The organism is Arthrobacter sp. AFG7.2, assembly GCF_002892835.1.
GTDB lineage: Bacteria > Actinomycetota > Actinomycetes > Actinomycetales > Micrococcaceae > Arthrobacter.
This window is the reverse complement of sequence record NZ_PJMB01000011.1, coordinates 39796-59166: the sequence shown is the minus strand read 5'-3', so window position 1 is coordinate 59166 and position 19371 is coordinate 39796. Positions and strand designations below refer to the sequence as shown.

18 protein-coding genes and 2 riboswitches are annotated in these 19371 nt (G+C 66.2%); of the genes, 7 read left to right on the top strand and 11 right to left on the bottom strand.

Annotated elements, in window-relative coordinates:
* Positions 1-66 precede the first annotated feature (66 nt).
* Genes CXX84_RS16390 through CXX84_RS16380 form a run of 3 tightly spaced genes read right to left on the bottom strand, consistent with a single transcriptional unit; the run spans position 67 to position 4157 of the window.
* Positions 67-1365: a deoxyguanosinetriphosphate triphosphohydrolase gene (locus tag CXX84_RS16390; protein WP_102977792.1), complete on the bottom strand. Its 1299-nt coding sequence runs from the start codon at positions 1363-1365 to the stop codon at positions 67-69.
* Entirely contained in the window at positions 1349-2527 is a 1179-nt protein-coding gene (dusB, locus tag CXX84_RS16385; protein ID WP_102977791.1) for a tRNA dihydrouridine synthase DusB, read from the bottom strand. The genes CXX84_RS16390 and dusB overlap by 17 nt, the downstream gene beginning before the upstream one ends.
* A gap of 46 nt (positions 2528-2573) precedes the next feature.
* A complete protein-coding gene (locus CXX84_RS16380) occupies positions 2574-4157 on the bottom strand; it encodes a YibE/F family protein (protein WP_102977790.1) in 1584 nt (527 codons plus the stop codon).
* A 143-nt stretch (positions 4158-4300) separates the two neighbouring features.
* Here CXX84_RS16380 and CXX84_RS16375 point away from each other — a divergent pair, with 143 nt between their 5' ends.
* Both CXX84_RS16375 and CXX84_RS16370 read left to right on the top strand, forming a co-directional pair.
* On the top strand, positions 4301-5056 hold the full coding sequence (locus CXX84_RS16375; protein ID WP_102977789.1) for an alpha/beta hydrolase: 756 nt from the start codon (positions 4301-4303) through the stop codon (positions 5054-5056).
* An 8-nt stretch (positions 5057-5064) separates the two neighbouring features.
* Complete coding sequence (locus CXX84_RS16370; protein WP_102977788.1) at positions 5065-5883, top strand: lysophospholipid acyltransferase family protein; 819 nt, start codon at positions 5065-5067, stop codon at positions 5881-5883.
* Between the two features lie 88 nt (positions 5884-5971).
* Here the strand turns inward: CXX84_RS16370 and CXX84_RS16365 are convergent, their stop codons facing one another.
* From CXX84_RS16365 to CXX84_RS16355, 3 genes are all read right to left on the bottom strand, one after another.
* Entirely contained in the window at positions 5972-7006 is a 1035-nt protein-coding gene (locus CXX84_RS16365) for a GNAT family N-acetyltransferase (RefSeq protein ID WP_102977787.1), read from the bottom strand.
* A gap of 2 nt (positions 7007-7008) precedes the next feature.
* Positions 7009-8394, bottom strand: coding sequence for a glycine--tRNA ligase (locus CXX84_RS16360; RefSeq protein WP_102977786.1), 1386 nt, complete (start codon positions 8392-8394; stop codon positions 7009-7011).
* Between the two features lie 158 nt (positions 8395-8552).
* The gene (locus CXX84_RS16355; RefSeq protein WP_102977785.1) at positions 8553-9536 is read right to left on the bottom strand and encodes a DMT family transporter; all 984 of its coding nucleotides are present in this window, start codon (positions 9534-9536) and stop codon (positions 8553-8555) included.
* A 33-nt stretch (positions 9537-9569) separates the two neighbouring features.
* Between CXX84_RS16355 and CXX84_RS16350 the strand changes: the two genes are divergently transcribed.
* Complete coding sequence (locus tag CXX84_RS16350) at positions 9570-9797, top strand: RNA-binding S4 domain-containing protein (RefSeq protein ID WP_102977784.1); 228 nt, start codon at positions 9570-9572, stop codon at positions 9795-9797.
* A gap of 33 nt (positions 9798-9830) precedes the next feature.
* Here CXX84_RS16350 and CXX84_RS16345 read toward each other — a convergent pair whose 3' ends face one another.
* On the bottom strand, positions 9831-10481 hold the full coding sequence (locus CXX84_RS16345) for an alpha/beta hydrolase (RefSeq protein ID WP_102977858.1): 651 nt from the start codon (positions 10479-10481) through the stop codon (positions 9831-9833).
* A gap of 78 nt (positions 10482-10559) precedes the next feature.
* Here CXX84_RS16345 and CXX84_RS16340 point away from each other — a divergent pair, with 78 nt between their 5' ends.
* Complete coding sequence (locus CXX84_RS16340; protein WP_411266223.1) at positions 10560-11429, top strand: SGNH/GDSL hydrolase family protein; 870 nt, start codon at positions 10560-10562, stop codon at positions 11427-11429.
* A gap of 50 nt (positions 11430-11479) precedes the next feature.
* Positions 11480-11989, top strand: a complete 510-nt coding sequence (locus tag CXX84_RS16335) for an SHOCT domain-containing protein (protein ID WP_102977783.1) — start codon at positions 11480-11482, stop codon at positions 11987-11989.
* A 31-nt stretch (positions 11990-12020) separates the two neighbouring features.
* On the opposite strand, the gene CXX84_RS16330 is transcribed toward CXX84_RS16335, so the two are convergent.
* Entirely contained in the window at positions 12021-13136 is a 1116-nt protein-coding gene (locus CXX84_RS16330) for a homoserine O-acetyltransferase MetX (protein WP_102977782.1), read from the bottom strand.
* A gap of 12 nt (positions 13137-13148) precedes the next feature.
* Positions 13149-13264, bottom strand: a riboswitch (SAM riboswitch).
* Positions 13265-13350: 86 nt separating this feature from the next.
* Positions 13351-14676 carry a bifunctional o-acetylhomoserine/o-acetylserine sulfhydrylase gene (locus CXX84_RS16325; protein WP_102977781.1) on the bottom strand — a complete coding sequence of 442 codons (1326 nt, stop codon included), beginning with the start codon at positions 14674-14676 and terminating at the stop codon, positions 13351-13353.
* 43 nt (positions 14677-14719) lie between these two features.
* Positions 14720-14835, bottom strand: a riboswitch (SAM riboswitch).
* 163 nt (positions 14836-14998) lie between these two features.
* Between CXX84_RS16325 and CXX84_RS16320 the strand changes: the two genes are divergently transcribed.
* Both CXX84_RS16320 and CXX84_RS16315 read left to right on the top strand, forming a co-directional pair.
* Entirely contained in the window at positions 14999-15637 is a 639-nt protein-coding gene (locus CXX84_RS16320) for a VOC family protein (protein WP_102977780.1), read from the top strand.
* Between the two features lie 212 nt (positions 15638-15849).
* Positions 15850-17490: an HNH endonuclease signature motif containing protein gene (locus CXX84_RS16315; RefSeq protein ID WP_102977779.1), complete on the top strand. Its 1641-nt coding sequence runs from the start codon at positions 15850-15852 to the stop codon at positions 17488-17490.
* Between the two features lie 80 nt (positions 17491-17570).
* On the opposite strand, the gene CXX84_RS16310 is transcribed toward CXX84_RS16315, so the two are convergent.
* Together CXX84_RS16310 and CXX84_RS16305 are read right to left on the bottom strand one after the other, a co-directional pair.
* Positions 17571-18350 (bottom strand): CPBP family intramembrane glutamic endopeptidase, encoded by a 780-nt coding sequence (locus CXX84_RS16310; RefSeq protein ID WP_102977778.1) that lies wholly within the window; start codon positions 18348-18350, stop codon positions 17571-17573.
* Between the two features lie 169 nt (positions 18351-18519).
* Positions 18520-19308, bottom strand: a complete 789-nt coding sequence (locus CXX84_RS16305) for a DeoR/GlpR family DNA-binding transcription regulator (protein ID WP_102977777.1) — start codon at positions 19306-19308, stop codon at positions 18520-18522.
* Positions 19309-19371: the final 63 nt, after the last annotated feature.

Below are 19371 nucleotides of genomic sequence, written 5' to 3'. Positions count from 1 at the left end.
GAGTCATCCTAGCCTTGGCGTACGACGGCGATGGGCGCCTTATGGGATACCTCACCACGGCGTTCATCACCACAGGGACGGCAGGCTCCCTACCAGCCGTTCATACATGGCCAGCGCGGAACCGTCCGTCAGCGACGCCACCTGGTCTATCACCACGCGAAGGCGGGCACCGTCGTCGGGCGCCTCCCTCCAGTCTGCCGCGAACATCGGTTCCAGGTGCCGGTCGCCGGTGGCGCTCAGCGCCGTCACCAGGGCGTGGAGCACCTCCCGCTGGCGCTCATAGATGGGCTGGCGGTGCTCGGTGGTCATCACGAAGGTGGTGGCCAGCCCCTTCATGACCGCGATCTCCATGACGGTTTCGTCCGGAACCATGAGCTCGGCGTTGAAGCGCGTCAGGTTCTCCGGGCCGTACACGGCGCGGGTGGTTTCCAGCGCGCTCTGGCAGAACCGGCCGATCAGCTGGCTTGTCATGTTCTTCAGTGCGGCCATGGACTTGCGGCTGCCGTCAGCTTCACGCACCCACACGTCCGTGGCCTCAAGCCGGGCCAGGGCGGCGTCGATGGCGGCAGGATCGTTGTGCGGCAGGTACCACTGCCTGGCATAGCCCACCACCCGGGCTCGGTGGTCCGGGTTGTCCATCCAGCGCAGCTGGAAATGCCCGGCCACGATTGCGTCCTCGACATCATGCACGGAATAGGAGATGTCATCGGCGAGGTCCATCACCTGGGCTTCCAGGCAGGAGCGGCGTTCGGGGGCACCTTCCCTGATCCAGGTGAAGATCGGCAGGTCGTCCTCGTAGGCGCCGAACTTGCTGGTCCGCTGCCCGTGGATCACCGGGGCTTCCAGTGCCGACCACGGGTATTTTGCCGCCGCATCCAGGCTTGCCCGGGTGAGGTTCAGGCCTGCGGGGAGGCCGTCCGGCGTCAGCACCTTGGGTTCCAGCCGGGTCAGCAGCCGCAGGGTCTGGGCGTTGCCTTCGAACCCGCCAATGGCATGGGCCACTTCATTCAGTGCCGATTCCCCGTTGTGACCGAACGGCGGATGGCCAAGATCATGGCTCAGGCAGGCGGTATCCACCACATCCGGGTCGCAGCCGAGGGAGCGGCCCAGTTCCCGGCCCACCTGGGCCACTTCCAGGCTGTGGGTGAGGCGGGTACGGACGAAGTCGTCCGTATCCGGTGCCACTACCTGGGTCTTGGCGCCGAGCCGGCGAAGCGCTGAGGAGTGCAGCACCCGGGCGCGGTCCCGCTCAAAATCGGAGCGGTAGACGTTCTTGGGCGGCTCCTCCACCCAGCGGGCGGAATCATGGGTGTCATAGCCCGGCAGCACGGGCGCGGCAGTGCGCGTTTCAGCCACCGGAGACATCCAGTTCCGCCGCGGAGATGTCCCGCGACTGGTCGTCGTTGAGGGCCCGGGATTCGAGCCAGTCCTTGGGCAGCGCGGGCCGCTTGGGAGAGCCGGCGCGGCCGCGGGGGCCCTCGGCGTCACCGCCGGGGTAAGGAGATTCGGTGTCCAGCTCGTCCAGGGCTGCGCGCAGCTCCTCAAGGCTGTTCACCAACGCCATCCGGGTGCGGAGTTCGCCGCCCACCACGTAGCCCTTGAAGTACCAGGCGATGTGTTTACGGATTTCCCGCAGCGCCTTGCCTTCGTCGTCGAACGTTTCCACCATGAGTTCAGCGTGCCGGTAAACCCCCTGGGCCACCTGGCCGAGATTCGGCTTATGCCGGCGGTCGCTGCCTTCAAATGCCGCCTGCAGGTCCCCGAACAGCCAGGGCCGGCCCTGGCAGCCGCGGCCCACTACTACCCCGTCAACACCGGTTTCGCGGACCATCCGGACGGCGTCCTCCGCCGACCAGATATCGCCATTGCCCAGCACCGGGATGTCCGGCAGGGCCTCGCGGAGGCGGGCGATGGCGGACCAGTCAGCCTGCCCGGAGTAGAACTGCGCGGCAGTCCTGCCGTGGAGGGCGACGGCGGCGACGCCGGAATCGCGGGCAATGCGGCCGGCGTCGAGGTACGTGAGATGGTCGTCGTCGATGCCCTTGCGCATCTTGATGGTCAGCGGGACGTTGCCCTTTGACGCTTCCTTGACGGCGGTCTGCACGATCGAGGTGAAGAGGTCGATCTTCCAGGGCAGGGCGGAACCGCCGCCGCGCCGGGTGACCTTGGGCACGGGGCAGCCGAAGTTGAGGTCAATGTGGTCCGCGCGGTCCTCCTCCACCAGCATCCGCACGGCGCTGCCCACAGTTACGGGATCAACACCGTACAGCTGGACGGAGCGGACCTTTTCGTCCTCATCGTGGGAAATGATCCGCAGCGATTCGGGGGTACGCTCCACCAGCGCGCGGGAGGTGACCATCTCCGCAACGTACATCCCGCCGCCGTACTCACGGCACAAACGGCGGAAAGCGGAGTTGGTGATGCCGGCCATGGGTGCCAGGATCACGGGTGTGTCCACGGTGATGGGGCCCAGCTTCAGGGGCGGGAGTTCCAGCTTGGGGGCGGGAGGAGTTGCTGTAACAGTCACCTGTCCATTGTTGCAAAGCCGGGCAAATCGGCGTGCCCCCAGGTTGTCAGCGGCGGTCAGCCCTGCGCCCTCGCCTGGTGGGCGGTGCGTCGTCAGCTTCCCCGCCGGCAAGGCGTGCCCTCCGGGTGAGGGCGGCAGCAGCCAGCGAACCGGTATCCTCCACCCCTGGCTCCCCCGGGCTGGTGTCCTGTCCGCTGGTGCCCTGTGCGCTGGTGCCCTGTGCGGTGCTGCCCCCTGCTTGGGAGGCCCCGGGCGAAAGCCGCCGCCCGCCGTCGTCCGCGTCCGCCAACCGCCCGGAGGAACGCCGCCATGAACCCGTCCGGCCCTGGCTGCTTCCTTCTGCTTCGGCCGGCACCTGCGCGCCCGGGACACCTCCCGGAACACCCGTGGTGCCTGCCCGCAGGCCGGTGGCCTTGACCACCAGCACTGCGATCAGCGTGGTGACCGGAATTGCCAGAACCAGGCCAATGGAACCCACCAGGGTCCGGATAACTTCTTCGGACAGCTCCGCACTGGTGAGTGTGTCCGCGAGCGGCCGGTCGTACAGCATCACGATGATGAGGATGGGCAGGGCTGCACCCGCGTAGGCGAAGGCGATGGTGTAGACGGTGGAGGCGATGTGGTCGCGGCCAATGCGCATGGCTGAGGTGAACAGCTTCCGGGCGCTGCTGCCCGGCGCCAGCTCATACAGCTCCCACACGGCGGAGGACTGGGTGATGGTCACGTCGTTCAGGACGCCCAGTCCGGAGATGATGAGACCGCACAGGATGACGCCTGAAATGGAGATGTTTGCGGAAGTATTCACCAGGGTGGTTGCCTCGTGGTTTCCCACCCCGGCGAGATTCGCGGCGCCGGTTGCCCAGGCGGCCAGAAGCGCCGTAATCCCCAGCCCGAACATGGTGCCCAGGAGCGCGGTGGAGGTCCGCGCCGAGAAACCGTGGGCGAAGTACAGGACCCCGATCATGATCACCGTGGATCCCACCAGCGCCAGCAGGAGCGGCGGTTTGCCCTCCACCAGCCCGGGAAGCATGAAGCTGGCCAGCACGAAGTAGGCGCCCACCAGCCCGACCAGGGCGCGGAGGCCCCGCCAGCGGGCCACCGCGATCACCACCGCCGCGTACAGCAGTGCGAGCAGGACTATCGGCAGGGTCCGGACGAAGTCCACGAAGATGAAGGCGGGCGAACCCTGGGAAGCGGCTGCCCCTGGCGCGTTGGAGAGGTTCAGGTAACGGATCTGGTCTCCCGGCTTCACGCCGTGGGACTTTGCGACGTCCGGGTTGATGACAACCTTGACCGGGCTTCCGCCCTTGTCCGGTTCCGTGAAGGCAAAGCTGCAGTCGGACCCCTGCTGGCTTTGCTGGCCCTGGGCCTGGTCGCTTTGGCCTTCGCCGGCCTGGCCCTGCTGGTTCTGGCCCTGCTGGGCCACGCCCTGCATGCAGTTTTCCGTCACCACGCTTTGGATGGTGCCGGTGTCGAAAGTGACGCCGGGCGCGGCAGAGTAGGGGTTGGCCAGGGAGATGCCCTCCTTGCTGCCCGAGGGCCACAGCATTGCCATCCCCGCAAGGGTCAGCAGCGTCAATGGGATCAGCACCGCCGCGAGGATGCGGTTTGCTTTTCGCCGGGCTGCCATCGCTTGAGGCGTCGGCTCCGAATGACCTGTGGAAGCGTGGGAGTGACCGGACCCCATCAGCAGTAGAACCTCATGGATTGAACTCTACGTCCGGCACCTTAGGGTTGATAAATGGATCGTCGCGGGACGGGGAGGAACCAGGCATGGCCAACAGCAATAGTGGGGAAAACAGCGGATCGCGTCCATCGGAAGTGCCCGGCACTGGCGGAAAGGCGGTACTCAGCGTCCTTGATCCAGCGGTTCCCGCCCGGGGAGTTGCCCTGGTGCTGCACGGCGGCAAGTCGCAAAGCCGTGAACCGGTGGAGGCAAAGCACTTGAGCCCGGCACGGATGGTTCCGTTCGCCTGGCACCTGCACCGCGCCGGCCGGAAGCACGGGCTGGCTGTGTGGTCCCTGCGGAACAGTGTCAGGGGGTGGAACGGGGCGGACATGTCCCCTTTGCAGGACGCCCGCTGGGCCCTTGCCCAAATCCAGGAGAAGCACCCGGGAGTGCCGGTCTTCCTGGTGGGCCATTCCATGGGCGGGCTGACCGCCCTCTGCGCCGCGGACCACCCCGGCGTGGAGGCCGTCGTCGCCCTCGCTCCCTGGCTCAGCCCGGGAACTCCCGCCGCCGGCGTGGCCGGCCGCAAGGTGTTGATCGTCCACGGCACCACGGACAGGTGGACCAGCCCGTCTGCGTCGCTGCTGTTTGCGCACCGCGCTTCGGCAGACGCTGCCAGCATGCAGTACGTGGCGCTCAAAGGGGCAGGCCACTTTATGCTCCGCAAAATCAGGCTGTGGCAGACGCTCACGACAGGCTTCGTGATGAAGGCCTTCGCCGAGAGCAGCGGAACTGAGCTGCCGCTGCCCGCGGACTTCGCCCGGCTGCTCCCCGAATCAGCCGTCCAGGTGACGCTGTAGGAGCCTCGATGCCGTGGCGCCCCGCATCCAATGACTCTTTCTACCGGCTGTTGGTCCGCATTGGACTGTTACTCCGGTGGAGCTTCCGGATCCGGCTCATCACCAGCGGAGAGGAACACCTGCCGTCCGCGGTACAGCAGGAAAGCGCGTCCAGGGCTGCGGTTCCGGGCAGCGGGGCAGTTTTCGCCATCACGCACTTTGGCTACCTGGACTTTGCGGCTGCCGAACTCCTGCTGTGGAAGCATAGCCGCGCCCAGTTGAGGTTCCTGGTCCACCAGGGCGCAGCCGACCATTGGCTTGCGGGGCCGGCCATCAGTGCCACGGGGCAGGTGGTGGTGGGGTACACGGACCGCGGGCACGCGTACGATGCAGCGGTGGCAAAGCTGCGTGCCGGCGAGTACCTTGCGGTGTTCCCGGAAGCAGGAGTGAGCCGCAGTTTCACGGTCCGCGAATGCAAGACCGGGGCGGTCCGAATGGCGGCGGAAGCCGGGGTTCCGGTTATCCCTGTCTCTGTTTGGGGTGCCCACCGGATCCTGACCCGTGGCCACGGCTTCTCTCCTCGGAGGACCTGGCGGGCGCCCGTCCGGGTCCACATAGGTGAGCCGCTCACGTTCCCAACGGGCGTCAACGCCGGGAAGGCCACCGCTGAACTCCGCGCCCGGCTCCAGGACGGGGTGGAGCGGTGCATGTCCAGCCTCCCGCTGATTCCGGAACCGCGCGCCTGGTGGATGCCTGCAAAGGCGGGCGGCAACGCTCCGTCCGAACCTGAGCGGCAGGTACTCGACGCGCAGGACGCCGCCAGGGACCGCCGTCGCAATCCCCGCTGACACGAGGAAGCGCCAAATGCCGTTGTTCACTTCAACGGTCACCTGGCGCTAACCACGGGGGCGGGGCCGGATGCGGCGGACCGCGAGCCTAGTCCGAGACCACCAGGGTCTCCGCGCCCACCTGGCGTGCCTTGCCGCTTTCCAGCAGGGGCTCGACGGCGGCGCGCAGGGCTGTCATCGAATCGTCCAGTTCCAGCATCACGGGGTGCTGGTACGCGATCAGCGAGAGCATGTCGCGGACGGCTTCAGCGGCGTCATCCGCGGCGAGGCCGGGCTCGTGGCCGACGAACACGTCCGTGGGTGTTTCCGGCCCGGCATCGTCCTGGCCAGGTGCCGCATCCGGGTCCGCAGGCGCGGCATAGCTCACGGCGAAGGCCCGGATCCGGCCCTTCTTGCTGGGAGCAACGCCCGCCCCGAACGCCGACTCAGGCCGGGCGCGGAGGACGATGGCGCCGTGGGCGCCGGTCAGGTCGTCCAGGAACAGCTTCTGCACCTGGCCCACCGACAGCGCGCCCGGAGAGTCCCAGCCGTGGATGGCGGAGTAGTACCTGCCGACAACATCGGTCAGTTCCACGGAACCTGTTGCCAGGTCCATCACGACGTCGGAGCCAGCGTTTTCATCATTTGCCGGCCCACCGCCGTCGTCCGTGGTGGGAAAGACTGGAAGTTTCAGGGCACCGGGCTCAACGACCACCAGGCGGGAACGCTGGATGGGCTCCAGTTCGAAAGCCTCCGCAAAGGCGGCACCGGGGGTGCCCGGCTCCACCTTGGCGCGGAGCCTGGTGACGCCCGACGGCGAGTGTTCAGCTTCGCGGCGCAGCATGGCCAGGAGCGTGGCGCCGATACCGGAGCGCCGGTGGTCCCGCGCCACTTCGATGTACGCCCAGAGCCGCTCCGGATGCAGGGATGCCTCATAGACGACGCCGGCGGCGACGGGAATGCCGACGCCGTCGATGACGTCCTCCGCCACAATGCAGCGCCGCCACGGCGTGCCGTTGGTCCCGGCGGAAGACAACGTCAGGGCGCCGCGGAACTGCCGGGCCTGCTGCGTCTCGGGGCCGCCCCAGATTTCCAGCAGCGCCAGGTCGTCGCCCTCGCGCCACTCACGGTATTCGATGGCCATGGCTAGGCGCCGATCAGGCGGGCGGCCAGGTAGCCTTCCACCTTGTCCAGGGACACGCGTTCCTGGCTCATGGTGTCCCGCTCGCGGATGGTCACGGCCTGGTCCTCGAGGGTGTCGAAGTCCACGGTGATGCAGAAAGGTGTCCCGATTTCGTCCTGGCGGCGGTAGCGGCGGCCAATGGCGCCGGCGTCGTCAAAGTCGATGTTCCAGTTCCTGCGCAGCCGGGCGCCGAGGTCCTTGGCTTTCGGGGACAGGTCCTCGTTGCGGCTCAGCGGCAGCACTGCGGCCTTGACCGGGGCCAGGCGCGGATCCAGCTTCAGGACCGTGCGGACATCCACGCCGCCCTTGGCGTTGGGGGCCTCGTCCTCCGTGTAGGCGTCCACCAGGAACGCCATGAAGGAACGGGTCAGGCCTGCGGCGGGCTCGATCACGTACGGGGTGTAGCGCTCGTTGGTGGCCTGGTTGAAGTAGCTCAGGTCCGTGCCGGAGGCCTTGGCGTGCGTGGAGAGGTCAAAGTCGGTGCGGTTGGCGATGCCTTCCAGCTCGCCCCACTCGGAGCCCTGGAAACCGAAGCGGTACTCGATGTCCGTGGTGCCCTTGGAGTAGTGGCTGAGCTTTTCCTGCGGGTGCTCGAAGAAGCGCAGGTTCTCCTCGCGGATGCCCAGGCCGGTGTACCAGGCCATGCGTTCCTTCATCCAGTACTGGTGCCACTCTTCATCCGTGCCGGGCTCGACGAAGAATTCCATCTCCATCTGTTCGAACTCACGCGTGCGGAAGATGAAGTTGCCCGGCGTGATCTCGTTACGGAAGGACTTGCCGATCTGGCCGATGCCGAAGGGCGGCTTCTTCCGGGACGTGGTGAGGACGTTGCTGAAGTTCACGAAGATGCCCTGTGCCGTTTCCGGGCGGAGGTAGTGCAGGCCCTCTTCGCTGGCAACGGGGCCAAGGTAGGTCTTGAGCAGGCCGGAGAATTCCTGCGGCTCGGTCCACTGTCCGCGGGTGCCGCAGTTGGCGCAGGCAATATCCTTCAGCCCGTTCTCGGCGGGGCGGCCCTTCTTTTCCTCGTACTCTTCCTCAAGGTGGTCCGCGCGGTAGCGCTTATGGCAGGAGAGGCATTCCACCAGCGGGTCAGAGAAGACGTCGACGTGGCCGGAGGCTTCCCATACCTGGCGGGGCAGGATGACCGAGGAATCCAGGCCCACCACGTCCTCGCGGCCGCGGACCATGGACTGCCACCACTGGCGCTTGATGTTCTCCTTCAGTTCGGCACCAAGGGGCCCGTAGTCCCAGGCAGAGCGCGAACCTCCGTAGATCTCACCGGCCTGGAACACGAATCCCCTGCGCTTGGAGAGGGAGATGACCTGGTCGAGAACGGATTTTGCTGCCATGGGGGTAACTCCAATTTCTACAGGGCCGCTGGGTGCGGTCCGCGGTGTTCAGGCCCCGGGGCGCCGCAGGGGTAAGCCGTTGGCTGCCGGGAGGGGCGGATGAAGGTGGATGCAAAAAAGCTGCGTGTCCTAGCCTACCGGTGCCTGCCTGCCCGGAGTCATCTCCGGAGGGCGCCCCGCGGCCACGGCAGGGTGGCCAGGATGATGGCGGCGAGGGTCAGGACAGTGCCCAGGACCGTGGCCGGCGCCACGACGGTGCCCGGAGCCGGCAGGACAACGTCCAGGGCAAGCGACCCGAGCAGCTGTCCGGCAATCATGCCCAGGCCGGTGACCAGCACGCCCAGGCTGCGGACCAGCAGCGCGCCGAGACCGATGAACACGCATCCCATGGGGCCGCCGATGTAGTACCACCACTCTGCCGGCAGCGGGTTGCCTGGTCCGGCGACCGAGACCTTGACCGCGTAGGCACTCCACAGCACAACGGTTCCCGCGATGAAGTTCACCAGGGTGGCGGCGATCGGCGTGCCGTAGTGGACGGTGGCCGTTCCGTTCATGGCCTGCTGGAAGCTCATCAGGAAACCTGCCGCCACCGGCAGGAGGAGCGGAACCAGAAGGGCGGCCGGACCGCCGTCGGACTCTGCGCCTGATGTTCCCGTGAACCTGGGTGACACTGCCCAGGCGACGGCGGCGATGGTCAACACGCAGCCGATGACGCGAATGGCGGTGACGGGCTTGCGGCCGGCCGGCCCGATGCCCAGCCGGTCCACCAGCAGCCCACTGGCAGTCTGGCCGGTGACAGTCGCAACGGTGAAGAGTGCCACACCCAGGATGCCCACCGTGAAGGACTGGGCGAAGACAAAGAGCGCCCCAATGCCGCCGGCCAGGACATAGACGGGCGGGAACGCCCTGCTCCGGACTGCCGGCAGGATCCTTGCAAGTCCGGCCCGGCCCCGCGGCAGGACCAGTGAGATCAGGATCATCACGGCCAGGCCTGTGCTGAAGCTCACTACTGCAGCAGCGATGCCGTCATCGAGCCGGGTTCCGAGGGCCCCGTTGATACGGCCCTGGACGGGAATGGCAAGGCCCGCGCCCACCGCGAGTGGAAGGCCTGCTAACAGCGGCAGGCGGGGGCTGTGGGTCATTGAATCCACCTTACGTCAGGCATCATTGCTTCTATGAGCAATGTTGAAGAGATCACCATCCGCGACAGCATGATCCGCCTGGGCCAGCTCCTGAAGCTCGCCAACCTGGTGGAGGACGGGGTGGAGGCTGCGGAGCTCATCAAGAACGGGCTGGTCAAGGTCAACGGGGAGATCGACGACCGCCGCGGACGCCAGCTGCACAACGGGGACACCGTGACGGTCAACGGCCAGACCGTGAAGGTCGTCGCGCCCGCCGGCTGACGCGCCAGGAGGGACGGGTCGTCGTCGTCCGTCCTACTTCTTCAGCACTTCATGGGTGAGGAACTCGCCCACGTGCCCGATCTCCTGCTGGTTGATCCCGTGCCACATGCCGGTGTACAGCACTTTGGTGAGCTTGACGTGCTTGCGGAGCCAGGCCACGGTGAAGTCGATCTTGTCCGGAGTGATCACAGGGTCCTGCTGGTCCCGGCCCCAGAACATCGGCACCGTGCCATCCAGTTCGGAGTCCCTGAAACTGGGATCGTCACCGGCGTCCACCACAAAGCCTGAAAGTCCGACGACGGCGGCGAAGTCAGTGGGCCGCTGCCGCAGGAGCGTGGTGGCCATCGCCATCCCCATCGAGAAGCCCAGCAGGGACACCGACGGATGCCCCACCCTGATGGCATCGATCCACTCCAGCACGAAGGAGGACGCCGCTTTCACCCGCTCGAGCGAGTATTTAATGGACGCTGTGAGCGGGAACCAGGTGAAGCCGGGGCCCATGGCGATGGGTGCCCTGATGGACGCGACGGCGAAATCGCCCGGCAGCAGGTCTGCCAGGCTCAGCAGGTCCTGTTCGTTCGCGCCGTAGCCGTGCAGGAGCACCAGCAGCGGCTTGCCGTCGCGCTGGTCCTCCGGATGGGACCACAGGACTACAGGGGCAGGAAATACTTCGGCTTCAGTCATGGTTTCCATTCATATCAGTTACCCACAGGTAACAACCTACGTTGGCGTAGCCAGGGAAGCGAAAGGCAGGATAGGACCGTGAGTGACACAAGCGCCATCGAGACCCCGTCCATGACCGCCGGCTCCCACCCTTGGAGCCGGTATGTGGCCATGGGCGATTCCTTTACGGAGGGCATCGGTGACCCCGAGCCCTCAAGCCCGGGCGGATTCCGCGGCTGGGCAGACCGAGTGGCCGAGGAGCTGGGCCGGACCCAGCCCGACTTTGCCTACGCCAACCTCGCAGTCCGCGGGCGGCTGCTGCAGCAGATCGTGGACCAGCAGCTGGCGCCGTGCCTTGCGCTCAAGCCGGACCTTGTCACCCTCTCAGCCGGCGGCAATGACCTGCTGCGGCGGGGCGGCGATCCCGACGCCCTCGCCGAGAAGCTCGACTCGGTGGTCCAGATCCTCACCATGGGCGGCGCCACGGTGGTGCTTTTCAACGGCCCGGACACCGGGACGTCCGTGCTCGGCAGGATCCGCAGCAAGGTGGCCATCTACAACGAAAACCTGCGGACCGTCGCTGCCCGGCACGACGCCGTCATCGCGGATATGTGGTCCCTCCGCCAGCTCGGTGATCCGCAGATGTGGGACGAGGACCGGCTTCACTTCTCCCCCCTGGGCCACCACACGATCGCCGCCATGGTGCTGGATTCGCTGAATGTGGAACACACCCTGGAGCCCCTGCAGCCCAAGCCGTTTCCGGCCCGCAGCTGGCGGGAAGCGCGGTCGGGAGACCTGGTGTGGGCACGCCAGTACTTTGTGCCGTGGGTGCTGCGGCGGCTCCGCAACCAGTCATCCGGCGATGGCATTACAGCAAAACGTCCGACGCCGGGTCCTGTCTTTGGCCCCGGTGTCCCCTTGGGATCGGGCGAGGGTCCGGTGGGAACCCCCAGCGCTGCCCAGCGCTAGTTGATCCGCCGGGGTTAAGCTGGAAGGACACACACGAGAGGCGCAGCACCGTGAGCAATCTGTTTTTCTGGATCATCATCCTGTCATTCGTGATTCCGATGGCCATGCGGATGTACCGGAAGTCTGTGGCCCGCCGGAACCATGAGCAAAGCTTTTCGGGGCGGTATCCGGAACAGTTCCCCGGCGCCGGGCAGTTCCCTGGGTCGGCCAGCCCGCAGAACAAGCAGCCCCGCGACGGTTTCACGCAGCAGGACTACTTTGCCGGGGGCTTCCGCCAGATTGAGCAGCCGCAGCCCATCGACAACCCGCAGCCGCTGCCCTACCAGTACGGCCAGATGCCGCAGCCGCCAGTGCCCGGCCAGGATGACCGCGGCTTTCCGCAGTCCATGCCGTCCCAGCCTGCTCCGGAACAGCCTGCCGCCCCCGCCACTCCCCCGCCGCCGTCGGCCCCGCAGGGATTCCGTGCGCGCAAGCTCGCGGAACTGGACCAGCAGTACAGCAATGGCGAGCTGTCCGTCGAGGAGTACATGACCCGCCGCAGCGAGATCATGAACGGCTAAGCAGGCCGGCTGGAACAGAAAAGCGCTTCCGCTAAACCAGGAAGCCGGTCCGGAGCTGCCGGCCCAACTGTCCGATTTCGGTCAGGAACCCGTCGTGGCCGATCGGCGCTTCGATGACGTGGACGTCCACTTCTCCTGGAAGGGCCAGGGCGAGTTCGCGGGACTGCGAGGGGAAGTAGAGCCGGTCGGAGTCCACGGCCGCCACGAGGAACCGCGCGTTTGAACGGGCCAGCGTGTCCGGGAGGGTTCCCCGGCCCCGGCAGATGTCGTGGCTCATGAGGGCCTCGGTGATGGCGATGTAGCTGTTGGCATCAAACCTCTGGACCAGCTTGTTCCCCTGGTGGTCCAGGTAACTTTCCACCTGGTATCGCCCGCGGTTTCCAAGACTTTCGCCCTGCAGGGGTGACTCCGGAGCCTGGGGCGCGCGGCCGAACCGGCCTTCCAGTTCCGTTGCGGAGCGGTAGGTGATGTGGGCGATCCGCCGTGCCAGCGCCAGCCCGTCCTCGGGGAACGGGCCGCCGTAGTAGTCCCCACCCTTGAAATTCGGGTCCTGCCGGATCGCCAAGGTCTGCGCCTGGGCAAAGGCAATCTGCTCGGCGGTGCTGGCGGCGCCCACCGAGATGACAGCGCAGCGCTGCACCCTCTCCGGAAACGTAATGGCCCACTCCAGTGCCCGGGCTCCGCCCATGGAACCGCCCAGCACTGCAAACCAGCTGTCAATGCCCAGCTGGTCCGCCAGCCGGGCCTCCGCTACGGTGCTGTCCCGCAGCGTGACCAGGGGGAACCGGGAGCCCCAGGGGGCACCGTCCGGTGCCGGCGACGACGGTCCGGTGGAGCCGTAGCAGCCGCCCACGATATTGATGGACACCACAAAGAAGCGATCCGTGTCAACCGGCGCTCCCGGCCCTGCGAGCTGCTCCCACCAGCCCGGTTCGTCGGTGTCGCCCCGCGTCACGTGGGTGCTGCCGGTCAGGGCATGTTCGATCAGGATGGCGTTGCTGCCGTCCTGATTGAGGGTGCCCCAGGTTTCATAGGCCAGGGTGACGTCCGGCAGGTATCCGCCGGCTTCCAGCTGCAGCGCCCCAATGGAGGCATAGCGGACGATCCCGTGCTCGGGGACGGTGGTACGGGTGACGGTAACCGTCATGGCAAGACCTCTTCTACGCGCTTGCCCGCCGTCGTATGACCGGCAGGCCAGGTCTTCACCCGGGGCACCCCACCGCGGAAGGAGGGTTGCCGGCCAGCAAGCCGGGGCTGTCACTGGCACTCATGACCTTGTTCGAGTGTACGAAACAGGCCATGCCTGCCGCCAAGAGTGTGACTGGTTGTGACTTCCCCGGCTTGGTGCCGTGGCGCCTGCCCTAGGCTCCTGCGGCGTCCTTGGCGGCACGGAAGCCGGCCTCGAGGTCCGCCAGGATGTCGTCAATGTGTTCAATCCCCACGGACAGCCGGACCAGGCCGGGGGTCACACCGGCAACCAGCTGCTGCTCCGGGGAGAGCTGGCTGTGGGTTGTCGACGCCGGGTGGATGACGAGGGAACGCACGTCACCGATGTTGGCCACATGGGAGTGCAGCTCCAGCGCGTCCACGAAGCGCTTGCCCGCTTCCGCGCCCCCGGCGAGGTTGAACGACACGATGGCGCCGGTTCCTTTGGGGCCATACTTGCGGCCCCGCTCGAACCAGGGGCTGGAGGGCAGCCCCGCGTAGGCGACGGATTCGACGTCGTCACGCCCTTCCAGCCACTGCGCAACCTCCACGGCGTTGGCGACGTGCCGCTCCACGCGCAGGCTCAGCGTTTCGAGCCCCTGGGCGATCAGGAAGGCGTTGAACGGGGAAACGGCCGAGCCGAGGTCCCGGAGCAGCTGGACGCGTGCCTTCAAAATGTAGGAGAGGTTTGCGCCCAGGGCACCGTCGGCACCGAGATCCCGGGCGTACACCAACCCGTTGTAGGTAGGGTCCGGAGTATTGAAGCCCGGGAACTTCGCCGGGTCCTTGCCGAAGTCGAACTTGCCCGAGTCCACGATCACGCCGGCAATGGCGGAGCCATGGCCGCCCAGGTACTTGGTGGCCGAATGCAGGACGATGTCCGCTCCCCACTCCAGGGGCCGGATCAGGTAGGGGGTGGACAGCGTGTTATCCACGATCAGCGGCACACCGGCATCATGGGCCACCTGGGAAATGCCTTCAATGTCCAGGACGTCCTGGCGCGGGTTGGAGACCACTTCGCCGAAGAACAGCTTGGTGCTCGGCTGCACGGCTTCCCGCCACTGGTCCAGGTTGTCCGGGTCCGCCACGAAGGTTACGGAGATCCCGAACTTTTTCAGGGTGTGGGCGAAGAGGTTGTACGTACCGCCGTAAAGGCTGGGGCTTGCAACAATGTGGTCACCGGCCTCGGCGATGTTCAAGACGGCGAAGGTCTCGGCCGCCTGTCCTGAGCTCAGCAGCAGTGCTCCCAGGCCGCCTTCGAGGCTGGCGATCCGCTGTTCCACGGCTTCCTGGGTGGGGTTGCCGATGCGGGTATAAATAGGTGCCAGTTCAGCCAGGGCAAAACGGTTCGCAGCGCTCTCAGCGGTAGGGAAAACAAAGGACGTGGTCTGGTAGATAGGAAGTGCACGGGCGCCCGTGGCACTGTCCGGTTCCTGTCCTGCGTGGATCTGGCGGGTTTCGAAAGACCATCCGTTGGACAACTAAGGCTCCTTTGACATGGGCCCGGCATGCTGGAAGCACCGCGGGCCGCGCTTGCCGTCCGGCCGGTGCCGGACAACCAGGTCCTCACCCGGGGCACCCCACCGCGGATGGAGGGTTGCCGGCCAGCGAGCCGGGGCTTGGCGCTGGCGCTCATGACCTGAGCCCAGTGTAGGAACATCTGCAGGACAGCACAGGATTGTGACGAACATGTTCCCCTTAACTCCCCGGAGCGGAACCGTCGATTGATGCCGCGTCAGAACGGAATTCCCAGTAAGGCTACCCTTAGCTGAGAGCCCGATCACAAAGTGCCAAGATGTTGCCATGCGCATGGATCACGTCTCTTACGCCTGTGAACACGATGGCCTGGCTGCCACCACCGAACGTATTTCCTCTGCCCTCGGCGTTGAGGCAGTGAAGGGTGGAGTACACCCGCGGTTTGGAACCCGGAATATGATCATCCCGCTCGCGGGACATAAGTACCTGGAGGTCGTGGAGGTCCTGGACCACCCCGCTTCGGACAAGGCGCCCTTCGGCCAGGCAGTGCGTGCGCGTTCTGCCGCCGGCGGCGGATGGATGGGCTGGTGCGTCGAGGTGGACGACCTCGCCCCCTTCGAGGAGCGCCTTGGACGCTCAGCAGTCAACGGGAACCGCAAGTTCCCTGACGGCCGCGAGCTCGTCTGGAAGCAGATCGGAATCCTTGGTTTGATTGCAGACCCCCAGGTTCCCTACATGCTCAAGTGGGACGGCGATCCCTCCCTGCACCCGTCCAACGCCTACGAGAGCAACGTCAAGATGAGCTGCCTTACCATTGCCGGCTCGGCAGCCCGGGTCACCGAGTGGTTGGGTGAGCCGGTGGAGAAGCCCCTGGAAGACGTGGCTGTGGAGTGGGTGGCACCGCACGGAACCCCCGGAATCCTGTCAGTGACCTTCGAGACCGCCAACGGGGCTGTCACAATCTGACCCTCCTCTGTATGGCTTGGGGTCCCTCCCCAGGTACCGCCTTGGGCAGAAACTACAGACTGCCCGCATGAGCTTCGGCCGCCATCAGCAGGTGACAACGGCGTCACCCGCTGATGGCGGCCGAATTCGTCTCCGGCGGGTGCCAGTTTGCCGCTTATAGCGTGGCCCCCGCTTCCCGCGTCAATGTCAGACCCCCTTGCCATGATGAGGTTATGGGCAGCGAAGCGGTGGAGAAGGCGTTTGCGGACATCAGGGCCGCTCTTGCTGTGCTCAATGCTGAGGTGGACGGGTGTGGTGCGGAGCCGTTTTCCGCTGCCGATCCGTTGGCTGCACTGGCCGATGGGACCCTGGACATTCTCGCCGGAGCCACGGAGGCCGAAGCCGGGCTAGCAGGCCTAAAGGCCCGTGCTGCCGTGAAGTACGCGGACACAGCCCACGCCCTGGCGCCGGACATGCCGGTGCAGGCGCAGGAGATGGCCATCGCCGCCGAGGTCGGGTGTGTGCTGGCTATCGGGCCGCGGGCAGCAGGTTCATTCCTGGCCGCGTCGCAGGCCCTGGACAAGACCTTGCCGCTGACCCTCTCGGCCCTGCAGGCCGGAACAATCTCCTGGCAGCATGCCCTGGCCATGGCGGACGAGGCAGCCACCCTCGACCCGGCCGGAGCTGCGGCCCTGGAGGCCCACTTCCTGGACCCGGACACACCCAGACCGGCCACGGCGGCGACGATCGGGGAAATGCCCGCACACAGGTTCAAGCACAAAGCCCGCACCTGGCGCGAACGCCACCACGCCGAGTCCATTGAGAAACGCCACGCCAAGGGCGTAGCGGACCGGCGGGTCGAATGCAGGCCGGACCAGGACGGCATGGCCTGGCTCTCTGCTTACCTCCCCGCTGACCAGGCACTGGCGGGCTGGAACCGGCTCAACGCCCTCGCCCGGGCCGCACAAGGACCCGACGAGCCCCGCACCGTCACCCAGCTCCGGGCCGATGTATTCTCCTCAGCAATCCTCACCAGCGGCATCAGTCCAAGCTTCCATGCAGGCAGCACCAGTTCCAGCACCGGCGTCGACCACATCGCTGAGGCAGGAGCAACTGCAGGGCCCTCGTCGTCGATCCGGGCGCAAGTGCTCGTCACCGTGCCGGTCTTCTCGTTGATGGGCCTGACCGATGAGCCCGCCATGCTGGAAGGGTACGGCCCCATCCCGCCGTCCATGGCGAGGGACCTGGTCGCGAATGGTGCCGATTCGTTCCACCGTGTCCTGGTGGACCCGCGGGACGGGGCGCCACTGGAGATCGGCCGGACCAGTTACCGGGTCACCAAGGCCATGCGGAACTGGCTGCGTATGCGCGACGGTCAATGCCCCTTCCCCGGCTGCAGCAACCACTCCCTGGATAACGAAGCAGACCATCTCCTCGCCTGGCACAAAGGCGGGACCACCGGAATCAGCAACCTCGGGCAACCCTGCCCGAGACATCATCGGCTCCGGCATACCAGCGGCTGGACACCCACCCCGGCCACCAAAGACGAACCACCCGGCTGGACCTCACCCACCGGCCGCCACTACAAAAGCGAACACCAGGACTGGGAACCACCCCACTGGCCAGAGTGCACCCGCTCCTCGATGAATCCCAACGGCGCCTGGATGAATCTCGACTTGTCTGGCGACCCTGGCGAAACCAGTCGCGTTGGAAACGTACCATTTTCGGGACCGCCACCGGAGGAGCCCCTGAACGCCAACCTCCTGGAACCGGATGACATCCCGGTGGACGACTGCTTATGGGAGGACTTCTACGCTCTGCCCACCGGTGTTGCTCAAGACCTGGTGGAGCACTGGGATATGGCATGGACATAGCTTGCGGCTGTCTACTGGCTACTGCTTGCTGCCCGCCACTGTGTTCAGCGTGCGGGCGCCACTCCAAAGTATTGACCCTGTCAGCCCAGCCCCACGGCCTTTCCAAAGAGGCTAAATCCGACGAAGGCCACGATGTCGAGCAGGGCGTGGGCGATCACGAGGGGCATCACCCGCCGGGTCCTGGTGTACAGCCACGCGAAGACGATGCCCATCACCACGTTGCCTATGAAGGGGCCGAATCCTTGGTACAGGTGGTACGTTCCCCGGAGCAGCGAGCTCACCATGATGGACAACGGCACGCTCCAGCCGAATTTCCCGAAGCGGTCCAGCAGGTAACCCACCACGATGACTTCCTCCACCACGGCATGGCGCATCGCGGACAGGATCAACACGGGCACCGTCCACCAGTAGGCGTCCAGCGCACTCGGGATAATTGCGGTGGTGATTCCGAGGGCCCTGCCCGCTGCATAGAGGCCAAGGGACGGGATCCCGATCAGCGCTGCCAGCCCCAGTCCCTGGAGCAGGTCGGTGCCCGGCCTGGCGAAGTTGAACCCCAGTTTCCGGAAAGCTGAACCGGGGTTGCTGCCGTCGCCGGGGGCAGCCTGCCGCTGGTCCGTAAGGAAATAGATCACCAGCAGCACCGGCACCAGCGCGAAGATGATGTCCAGCAACTGGTACGTCAGGTCAAAGTATTCGCGGCTGCTTTGCGAGCGGTTGAGGGTGGACGTGCCTTCCGCCAGCGGCGCACGCGTCATCTTGTCCAGGAGCTGCACCACCGAGTACACGGCGGACTGGCCCAGGGACAGTCCCAGGACAATCCAGACTTCGAGCCTCAGTCGACGGCGGGAGGGAACCAGCATGCTCCCATCTTGCCTGCACTTTCTGGATCCGGCCTGATTGCCCCGCGGTGTCCCGTTGGCAGGGGGCAAGGGGCACCGGTCACCGGGCAAGGGGCCAGTCTGCAGGAAGCCAGCTGCGGGCTGAAGTGCCTCGATCGCGTGCAACAGCCAGCCCCGGGACCAGGAACAACTACGGTGCGGCGACTATGACTTCCGTACCGTTGGCCTCGAAAGCCGCTTTGTCCTGCGGCGATATTCCGGAATCCGTGATCAGCCGGGTGAAGTTGTACCCGTCCATTGTGGCGAAGGCGCGCACCCCGACCTTGGACGAATCCGCCAGAACGTAAGAGACGCGGGCCCTGCTGGCGAGCAGGGCGTTGACGGACGCTTCCCCCTCCCCCGTGTTGGTAGGCCCCACCTCGGGATCGATGCCGTTGACACCGATGAAGGCGATATCCAGCACCACCTTCTGCATGATGATGTCCGTATAGGGCCCCACCAGTTCATAGGACCGCGGGTTGAGGACGCCGCCGGTCACCATGACTTTGATGCTGGGCCGTACGGCCAACTGCCCGGCGATGTTGATGGCGTTGGTAACCACGGTGAGGGTGGGCTGGTTGGAAGGCGCGTTGAGATCCTCGCGGGTTGCCAGGATCTGCGCCAGCGCGGTGCTGGTGGTGCCGCCACAAAGCCCGATCACGGCCCCGGGGGCAATCAGCGCAGAGGCTGCCTGGGCGATCTGCTCCTTGGCCTCGGCGTGGTCATCGCGGTTGTACCGGCCCGGCAGGTCGTAGGCCAGGGCTCCGGTCGTGGCACCGCCACGGGTCCTCGTGAGCAGCCTGCGCTTGGCGAGGCTGTCCAGGTCCCGCCGGGCGGTGGCCGGGGAAACATTTAGGGTGCTGACAATCTCGTCGACCTCCACCTGCCCTGTCTTGGCCAGCAGGTCAAGGATTGCCGTCAGTCGGTCGGTGCGGGTCATGCTGGGCCTCCAAGTACTCCCGCCACAGCTTCGATGACGTTTTATGATCATAACAGAAGTCAA

What these genes read in the sequence shown, in the direction of transcription:
- CXX84_RS16390 (WP_102977792.1), bottom strand. Translation starts at nt 1,365, where the DNA reads ATGTCTCCGGTGGCTGAAACGCGCACTGCCGCGCCCGTGCTGCCGGGC.
- CXX84_RS16380 (WP_102977790.1), bottom strand. Translation starts at nt 4,157, where the DNA reads ATGGCAGCCCGGCGAAAAGCAAACCGCATCCTCGCGGCGGTGCTGATC.
- CXX84_RS16375 (WP_102977789.1), top strand. Translation starts at nt 4,301, where the DNA reads ATGGCCAACAGCAATAGTGGGGAAAACAGCGGATCGCGTCCATCGGAA.
- CXX84_RS16370 (WP_102977788.1), top strand. Translation starts at nt 5,065, where the DNA reads ATGCCGTGGCGCCCCGCATCCAATGACTCTTTCTACCGGCTGTTGGTC.
- CXX84_RS16365 (WP_102977787.1), bottom strand. Translation starts at nt 7,006, where the DNA reads ATGGCCATCGAATACCGTGAGTGGCGCGAGGGCGACGACCTGGCGCTG.
- CXX84_RS16360 (WP_102977786.1), bottom strand. Translation starts at nt 8,394, where the DNA reads ATGGCAGCAAAATCCGTTCTCGACCAGGTCATCTCCCTCTCCAAGCGC.
- CXX84_RS16355 (WP_102977785.1), bottom strand. Translation starts at nt 9,536, where the DNA reads ATGACCCACAGCCCCCGCCTGCCGCTGTTAGCAGGCCTTCCACTCGCG.
- CXX84_RS16350 (WP_102977784.1), top strand. Translation starts at nt 9,570, where the DNA reads ATGAGCAATGTTGAAGAGATCACCATCCGCGACAGCATGATCCGCCTG.
- CXX84_RS16345 (WP_102977858.1), bottom strand. Translation starts at nt 10,481, where the DNA reads ATGACTGAAGCCGAAGTATTTCCTGCCCCTGTAGTCCTGTGGTCCCAT.
- CXX84_RS16330 (WP_102977782.1), bottom strand. Translation starts at nt 13,136, where the DNA reads ATGACGGTTACCGTCACCCGTACCACCGTCCCCGAGCACGGGATCGTC.
- CXX84_RS16320 (WP_102977780.1), top strand. Translation starts at nt 14,999, where the DNA reads ATGCGCATGGATCACGTCTCTTACGCCTGTGAACACGATGGCCTGGCT.
- CXX84_RS16315 (WP_102977779.1), top strand. Translation starts at nt 15,850, where the DNA reads ATGGGCAGCGAAGCGGTGGAGAAGGCGTTTGCGGACATCAGGGCCGCT.
- CXX84_RS16310 (WP_102977778.1), bottom strand. Translation starts at nt 18,350, where the DNA reads ATGCTGGTTCCCTCCCGCCGTCGACTGAGGCTCGAAGTCTGGATTGTC.
- CXX84_RS16305 (WP_102977777.1), bottom strand. Translation starts at nt 19,308, where the DNA reads ATGACCCGCACCGACCGACTGACGGCAATCCTTGACCTGCTGGCCAAG.